Source organism: Miniphocaeibacter massiliensis (assembly GCF_900232905.1).
Lineage (GTDB): Bacteria > Bacillota > Clostridia > Tissierellales > Peptoniphilaceae > Miniphocaeibacter > Miniphocaeibacter massiliensis.
This window is the reverse complement of sequence record NZ_OCTQ01000010.1, coordinates 1-6,853: the sequence shown is the minus strand read 5'-3', so window position 1 is coordinate 6,853 and position 6,853 is coordinate 1. Positions and strand designations below refer to the sequence as shown.

4 protein-coding genes are annotated in these 6,853 nt (G+C 31.1%); all 4 read right to left on the bottom strand.

Features of this window, described 5'->3' with window-relative positions; all coding sequences use genetic code 11:
• The coding region (locus CS899_RS10665) for an InlB B-repeat-containing protein (RefSeq protein WP_207204793.1) at positions 1-1,886 on the bottom strand (1,886 nt) is incomplete at its 3' end.
• A 197-nt stretch (positions 1,887-2,083) separates the two neighbouring features.
• A complete protein-coding gene (locus tag CS899_RS10660; protein WP_422879630.1) occupies positions 2,084-5,170 on the bottom strand; it encodes a DUF1542 domain-containing protein in 3,087 nt (1,028 codons plus the stop codon).
• A 766-nt stretch (positions 5,171-5,936) separates the two neighbouring features.
• Complete coding sequence (locus CS899_RS10655) at positions 5,937-6,053, bottom strand: cell wall-binding repeat-containing protein (RefSeq protein WP_100066182.1); 117 nt, start codon at positions 6,051-6,053, stop codon at positions 5,937-5,939.
• A 17-nt stretch (positions 6,054-6,070) separates the two neighbouring features.
• Positions 6,071-6,853, bottom strand: a 783-nt coding sequence (locus CS899_RS10650) for a DUF1542 domain-containing protein (protein ID WP_129582306.1), incomplete at its 5' end; no start/stop codon positions are given.

Below are 6,853 nucleotides of genomic sequence, written 5' to 3'. Positions count from 1 at the left end.
TTGTATTCTCTACTTACTTTTACTGCTGTTGTGTATCTGTCAGCTCCTTGCAGTCTTTTTGGGTTATACTCTTTTAGTTGATTTTCTACTCTTTGACTTAATGCTGCTGTTCCTCCTATTAGAGTTACTCCTTTTATTGCTACTGGATCATTTGCTTTCCATTTTGCGTATAATGTTATATCTTCTGTTACTGGATTTTCAAAGTCGTATGCTTTTGTTAGCTCTTTGTCTGTAAACCAACCTTCAAATGTTGAATCTTTTTTAGTTATTTCTTCTTCTTTTACTTTTTCTCCATGATTTACTGATACTTGTTTTGCTTCTGTTGTTCCATCTTTAAATGTTCCGCCATTTGGTTCAAATGTTACTGTGCGTTTATCCAATCTCCATTTAGCATATAGTGTTATATCTTCTGTTACTTCTGCGTTAAAATCATATTTTTTTGTTAGTTCTTTGTCTTTATACCAGCCTCCAAATCCATTGTTTTCCTTTGTTATTACTTCACTTGTTACTTTCTCTCCATGGTTTACTGATACTTGTTTTGCTTCTGTTGTTCCATCTTTAAATGTTCCGCCATTTGGTTCAAATATTACTGTGTATTTATTTACATCCCATTTTGCATACAATGTTATATCTTCTGTTACTGGACTTTCAAAGTCATATATTTTTGTTAATTCTTTATCTGTATACCAGCCTTCAAACTTTGAACCTGTTTTACTTATTTCTTCTTCTTTTACTTTCTCTCCATGGTTTACTGATACTTGTTTTGCTTCTGTTGTTCCATCTGCAAATGTTCCACCATTTGGTTCAAATATTACTGTTTGTTTATTTAAGTCCCATTTTGCATACAATGTCATATCTTCTGTTACTGGATTTTCAAAGTCGTATGCTGTTATTAGAGCTTCGTCTGTATACCAGCCTCCAAATCCATAATTTGGTTTAGTTGGATCTATTGGTTTTTTAACTTTTTCTCCATATGTTACTTTTTGACTTTCAATTAAAGTACCACCATTACTCTCAAAGTTAATCATATAGCCAATATTCAATGCTCCATATGATTCTTCCATATTTAGTACTACTCCTAAAAAAGGATTTTTTAATCCTGTAAGCCCATAAGATTCAGCAAGTTTTATTAAATAATCTGGAATACTTACTATAAAAACTGTATCCGGAGTAGATATTGTAATAATTTTATTTAATTTTGCTATTTTGTCTTTGTTTATTTCATTCCAAAAATCTTTATCTATTTCAAAAATACCAAATAAATTTGCATCTAGTGTTTTAAATTTATTTTTTAGATTTAGGATTTTACTCCCTGTTACTCCTTCTTTTAACGATATCGAAATTGATATTGTGTTATTAGATGAAGTTACAGAATTTACCTTAAATACCTCTTCATATGATGGATTTGATGAAATTAAAACATTAGGATTTTCTTTAATTTCATTCAATTTATCTTCATTAATTGAGAAATATTTACTAAATTCATCTGATAAATCTATCTTTAAATCAAAAGAACCAGAAATTAATGCTTGACCACTAAACATACCTATAAATTGTCCAAACATTCGAGGAATCCCCTCTATTTCTCCTTCTGAAACTCTGTCTATAATTTCATTTATATTATCTAAGTCAAAACTCGCCTTTAGTCCTAGTGTATTCCCTTCAGATATTAATAAAGGATTCTCAATATTAATATCTGACTTATCATCTCTTGTAAAATTTGTTTTTGATTTTCCATCAATATTTAATTCTCCTTTATACATTGAATTATCATAATCTTGTTTATCGTTTTCTGTTGCTCCTAAAGAAATAGACGGAATGCACGAAATAAAAAACACTATTAGTAAAAATGTTGACACAATTTTATTTAACTTAATCCTACTCATAAACTATACCCCCTTCCTTTATGTATACCCGGAAACCTTATAAGGTTTCCTATATCTTCTATTTAATATTTTATTAACTAATTAGAGAATAGAGTCAGTGCTCTACTCTCTAATTTATTTATTATAATTATGTTTTTATGCATCTATTATAGGTTTTGAAAATTTAAATTCATTCAGTAATATTTTTTAGAATAAATTTACTTTCCACTAATATAATCTAAAACTACTTTAGGTACTTCTGTTGGTCTAGATAATACTATTGGATATTTGTTCTTAGCTGCATATGGTGCTCCTACTATTGCATCTGGGAACATATCTCCTCTTGCTACNGTTGTCTTTGGAGTTACTTTGTTTATTTCTTCTATTGCTGTATCTTTTGCAGTTGTCACTTCGTCAATTGTTGTTGATTCATCTACTGCTGTATGACCTTTTGTTCTTTCTTCTTCGACTTTTGCTTTAGCTTCGTCTTTCGCTTCTTGTGATACGCCTTCTAAGCTGTCTATTGTAGATTTTTTATCTTCTGCAGCTTGATTGATTTCTGCTTTCGCTTTGTCTTTTGCTTCTTGTAACTCTTCTTCTATTGTCTTTGGAGTTACTTTGTTTATTTCTTCTATTGCTGTATCTTTTGCAGTTGTTACTTCGTCAATTGTTGTTGAGTTATCTACTTCTGTATGACCTTTTTCTCTTTCTTCTTCAACTTTTGCTATCGCCTTTTCTTTTTCTTCGTCAGATACATCTGTTCTATCTGTTATTTCTTGTTTCTTTGCTTCTGCGGCTTCGTCGATTTCTGCTTTCGCTTTGTCTTTTGCTTCTTGTAACTCTTCTTCTGTTGTCTTTGGAGTTACTTTGTTTATTTCTTCTATTGCTGTATCTTTTGCAGTTGTTACTTCGTCAATTGTTGTTGAGTTATCTACTTCTGTATGACCTTTTTCTCTTTCTTCTTCAACTTTTGCTATCGCTTCTTCTTTTGATTTATCAGAAATATCTGTTCTATCTGTTATTTCTTTTTTCTTTGCTTCTGCTGCTTCGTCGATTTCTTCTTTCGCTTTGTCTTTTGCTTCTTGTAACTCTTCTTCTGTTGTCTTTGGAGTTACTTTGTTTATTTCTTCTATTGCTGTATCTTTTGCAGTTGTCACTTCGTCAATTGTTGTTGAGTTATCTACTTCTGTATGACCTTTTGTTCTTTCTTCTTCGACTTTTGCTATCGCTTCTTCTTTTGATTTATCAGAAATATCTGTTCTATCTGTTATTTCTTGTTTCTTTGCTTCTGCGGCTTCGTCGATTTCTTCTTTCGCTTTGTCTTTTGCTTCTTGTAACTCTTCTTCTATTGTCTTTGGAGTTACTTTGTTTATTTCTTCTATTGCTGTATCTTTTGCAGTTGTCACTTCGCCTACTGTTTTTGAGTTATCTACTGCTGTATGACCTTTTGTTCTTTCTTCTTCGACTTTTGCTTTAGCAGCTTCTTTTTCTTCGTCAGATACATCTGTTCTATCTGTTATTTCTTGTTTCTTTGCTTCTGCTGCTTCGTCGATTTCTGCTTTTGCATTGCTCCTTGCATCTATTAACTCCTGAGTTTCTACTACATATACAGTATAAGATCCATCTTTTTCAACTTTAATAGTTGATGTTTGAGTTTGACCTTCTTTTAAGTCACTTTCCTCTGCATATCGTAATCCTTCAGGAATACTATTAGTAAATTCTGCATCGCTTAAATTAACAGTTTCACCTACAAATTTATTAAAAATAGCTTCTGCAACATTTTCTTCTGTTAAAGCATTAATAAAATTAACTTTAAAATCTGTTTTGTCACTATAAACATAAATTTCTGTTATTCTAGGATCATTAACACCCTCCATACCTGTAAAAGCGTATTCTGGTTGAGTTTTACCCATTGTTACTAATTCATCAGCTGTTGCATAATGATATCCTGCTGGTATAGCTGGATTAGTTCTTAGTGAATCTGGTATAGTAACCGCTTCATCTACAACGTATGCTTCGCTATCTGGTATTTCAATTACTTGAGGTTCTCCTACAGTATCACCAAATTGGTTAACATAAGAAACCGCAACTTGCCCAATAGGAATTTTTTCAGTTAAAATTCTTTTACTATTATTAGCTCTAAAATGTGTAATTAAATCATTATTATCTGATGTAACATTAGCTATTGCTCCTGTTGCACCACCTTTTAATACTGTATTTGTTACTTTTGCAAATTCAGCACTAGCTGGACCACTTACATCTGTACCTGGATTCCATGTACTTAAAGTTACATATTGAAATTCAACATTACTTGTTGAGCTCATATTAAATACTCTACTTAATCCACCTGTAGTTTCCAAGTCTAATCCCACAGGATTTCTAAAAACTATTCTATTATTTGTGCCTGTAAGATTTAATATATTTCCTTGCCCTTGTATTTTCAAAGAAGATCCAGGACCAAATTCCACGCTATGGTTACTACCTTGAAGATCTATACTTTGTAGTGTACTATTTACTGCTACTATGTTATTTCTTTTACCAAATTTAATTGTCTTAGGTACTCCTGTACTCCAATAGTCACTAATGAAATTTTGGTAATTCTCTTGGTGCCATTTTACATTATTACCAACAGTCATTTCTCCAAATTGTTGATATACTGGTGGATAAAGAGAAGCTACATCTCTTATCATTGTAATATTTACATTATCTTCTACTCTAAAATACCTATCTTTATCTGCTGCAACCGAAGAAATACCTGCAAACCAAAATGCTGAATGTGCTAGGGAACCTGTTTTTCTTTCTTGGTGCCCTTTAAAATTAGTACCTTCTTTTATTAAAACACTACCTGGTTCTGCAAATTCTGCTCTAGTTGTTATATCTATATCACCTTCAAATATAAAAACTGTAGAATGAGCTTGTGATAATCTCATAATTCCTGCCCCATCTGCAGGTGCGCTAACTGAAGGTGCAGTCTTCACATTGTTAAAATGAAATACCCATTTATAACTAGTATCAACATTTATAAATTCACTAGCTGTATAGTTTGATAAAATTATATTCTCAAACTTTAAAACATTTCCTGCTGCTGATGGACTTCCAACGCTAAGTCTAGTTGTACGCAAATCTAACTTATTGTAATTAACTCCGTCTATAACTAAAGGTTCTCTTCTTCCAGATAAAGTCGCCCCTGAAGCTTGCTCTATATTAGATAGCAAAACTATCTTTTTTACAGTTGCATCATTATAAGCTGTAACAAATTCAGCCCAAGTTGATACTTCTGCTACTCCTTCTGCTGAAACAGACATAACCTCTGGCTTTATCTCTTCAGTTTCTTCTTCAGCTATAGTTGGAGTTTCTACCTCTTCCTTCGCTTCGGTAACCTCGGTATTTTCCGATGGTTCTTTTTCTTCATTAACTCCAGTATCTACATTTTCTTCTTGTACTACTGGATTTTGCATATTATTTTCTTCAGCAAATACATTACTAGGGATTCCCGTTATAGTAAATGCTATTAGTAATAATATGCTACAAATCTTACTAATTTTTTGTTTCATAATTACCTCCTCAATTATTTTTATAATAAAATGTAAAACATTTTAATTACTGTATTTTAAAATAGTATATTCTACTGTTCTTATATGATATTTTAGTAACGAAAAAAGCTATATAGTAAAATTAATATATTTTTTACTATTTAATATAAAATACCATAGTTCTGGTAATCTCTCAAGCTCTTGTATTTATAAGATTAAATATTTTTGAAAATAAACTTATGTTTATATAGTATGTTTTATAATCATTCTGCGTATTAATTATGATTTTAATAACACTATTTAATAGTTAGTAATATTATATATTAATGATGCTACTATTATATTTAATAATAAATACTCTCTTGCTACTATATGATTTAAATTCTAATATATCAATTTCACTACTTTTACTTATACAATGTTTTCCTACTAACTTTAGGAATAGAGATTTAGTCTCAATTCCTAAAGTTACAATTTAAAATTTAAATATTTAATTACTACTATACCTAGTCTATATTAACTATATTTATCTGTATTTTTACTTTCCACTAATATAATCTAAAACTACTTTAGGTACTTCTGTTGGTCTAGATAATACTATTGGATATTTGTTCTTAGCTGCATATGGTGCTCCTACTATTGCATCTGGGAACATATCTCCTCTTGCTACTACTACATGATTAGGGTTTTCATNACTTTTGCTTTAGCAGCTTCTTTTTCTTCGTCAGATACATCTGTTCTATCTGTTATTTCTTGTTTCTTTGCTTCTGCGGCTTCGTCGATTTCTTCTTTTGCTTTGTCTTTTGCTTCTTGTAACTCTTCGTCTGTTGTCTTTGGAATTACTTTGTTTATTTCTTCTATTGCTGTATCTTTTGCTTCTTCAACTTCTTCTTCTGTTGTTGAGTTATCTACTGCTTCTTTTCCTTTTTCTCTTTCTTCTTCGACTTTTTCTATAGCCTTTTCTTTTTCTTCATCAGATACATCTGTTCTATCTGTTATTTCTTTTTTCTTCTCTTCTGCGGCTTCGTCGATCTCTTCTTTTGCTTTGTCTTTTGCTTCTTGTAACTCTTCTTCTATTGTCTTTGGAGTTACTTTGTTTATTTCTTCTATTGCTGTATCTTTTGCTTCTTCAACTTCTACAATATTTGTTGATTCATCTACTGCTGTATGACCTTTTGTTCTTTCTTCTTCAACTTTTGCTATCGCAGATTCTTTTTCTTCGTCAGATACATCTTTTCTATCTGTTATTTCTTGTTTCTTTGCTTCTGCAGCTTCGTCGATTTCTGTTTTCGCTTTGTCTTTTGCTTCTTGTAACTCTTCGTCTGTTGTCTTTGGAGTTACTTTGTTTATTTCTTCTATTGCTGTATCTTTTGCAGTTGTCACTTCGTCAATTGTTGTTGATTCATCTACTGCTGTATGACCTTTTGTTCTTTCTTCTTCGACTTTTGCTTTAGC

Excerpts from the sequence above, each read along its gene's own strand:
- CS899_RS10655 (WP_100066182.1), bottom strand. The coding sequence starts at position 6,053 with ATGTTCCCAGATGCAATAGTAGGAGCACCATATGCAGCTAAGAACAAA.